Source organism: Kineococcus siccus (assembly GCF_009906795.1).
Lineage (GTDB): Bacteria > Actinomycetota > Actinomycetes > Actinomycetales > Kineococcaceae > Kineococcus > Kineococcus siccus.
This window is the reverse complement of record NZ_JAAALN010000380.1, coordinates 1-1,708: the sequence shown is the minus strand read 5'-3', so window position 1 is coordinate 1,708 and position 1,708 is coordinate 1. Positions and strand designations below refer to the sequence as shown.

General features: G+C 69.0%; 1 pseudogene. It reads right to left on the bottom strand.

Features of this window, described 5'->3' with window-relative positions:
- Positions 1 to 155: 155 nt before the first annotated feature.
- Positions 156 to 1,618 (bottom strand): annotated as a pseudogene (locus GTR02_RS21590) (IS1380 family transposase).
- Positions 1,619 to 1,708: the final 90 nt, after the last annotated feature.

Genomic DNA, 1,708 nt, shown 5'->3' with positions numbered 1-1,708 from the left:
AGCCTGGATCCACCGCTGGATGACCGGTGAGCTCGTGGTGACCTGCCGAAGGCAGGTCACCACGAGCAGGGTGTGAGGCAGTCGCCGACCGGTGTCGGCTCCTCCACTGTGGTTCCTGGTCGTGCCCGGTCAGGGCGGTGGGCCTCGGGTGGTGCTCAGGTCCGGCAGGTGGTGCCCGGCTGTGGTCGAGCGATCCTGGCGATCGAGGCCAGCAGGCTCTCGAATCCGGCCTGCCAGGGCCAGTCGGTCGGAGTGTGCAGCCGCAGCCGCCGCGCCGAGGACGCGACCCGAGCCGGCAGGCTGATCAGCTTGCGCCGGATCGTCGCCGCCCGTTCGCGGCGGTGCCCGGCCCCGGCCAACACCGCGATGGCGCGGGTCAGGTTGTGGGCGGTCGCGGCCAGCACCAACCAGGCGGCGTTAGCCCCGAACTTCCCCGACGGCAGATGCGCCTACGCACCGTCCTTCAACTCCGCGATCACCGACTCCACGACCGCGTGCGCGCGGTGATCCTTCTCCGCGGCCAGCACCGGCAACGAGGAATCGGTGAACACCGCGTGATAGCGGTAGGTGTCGAACAATGCGCCTTGACCGTAGCCGATGGCGGCGGGATTCAACCGCTTGACGCGGCGGACGATCAACCGTGCGCTCACGTGCTCAGCTTTGCGGCGGCCGGTGAACGCGGTATAGGTGGTCTCGGTGACCTCGGCATCGGATACCCAGCGCCCATCCTCCTCATCCCAGAGCGCGTCGGTGTACTTGATCGCCGTCCACGTATCCTCGGCGATGGAGGCGATGGCCTGCCGGGTCGCGGGATTGCTGCGGGCGGTGATCGAGAACCGGGCCCCGCCGCGGCGGGCGGCGGCGAGCACGGCGTGGTTGTAGTACGCCGAGTCGGCCCGCACGATCACCAACCCCGGACTGCCACCGGTACTGGTGCTGGTGCTGGTGCGTTTGAGGGTCGCCAGGCAGTCGGCGAGCAACTTCGGTGCGCCCTTCGCGCTGGCGACCGACCCTTGCGCAACCGGGTGCCCAAGATCGTCGGGGTGGTCGCGGTCACCAGCATCGCATTCAAGCCTTTGACCTTGGAGTAGCCGTACCCGGCGCCCTGCTTGGCGTAGCCGTAGGTCTGGCGGATGGTGTCGTCGACATCGATATCGACATCGATATCGACATCGACATCGACCAGTTGATCGGTATCGGCTATCAGCGGCGACCCGGCCGCGGCCGTAGCGCCTTGCAGGCCGGTCAGGAACCGGGCTGCGACGGCGTCGAGCTGGCGGACGTGACCATGGGTGAAGGCCCGCAAGAACGTCCCCAACGTCGAGGGGGTACGGACGTCGTCGAACACTCCCGCGCTGGCGCCGTGGCGCAAGACGTCCATGTCCTGGATGCTGTCGGCGCCGGTGAGCATCCCCGCGACCAACGCGGTGGCCTTCGCCGAGGCGCTGGCCGAACCGGGCCCGGACAGGGTCAGATGCGCGCCGAGCAGGTCATGCAGCCCAGCGGCCTGGGCCAGCTGCAGCGCCGAGACCAGGCCGGCGTGGGCGATCAGGTTCGGGTCGTCGAAGGAGACCGAGGACGCCAGCGCGGCGGCGGGCAGGGCGTGGAAGACTTGCATTCGGCGGGTGCCTTCCCTGGCAGACGACGTGGAACCGTAGAGAAGTCCCATCGTTGCAGGTCAGCAGGCACCCGCCGCCCACATCCCAGC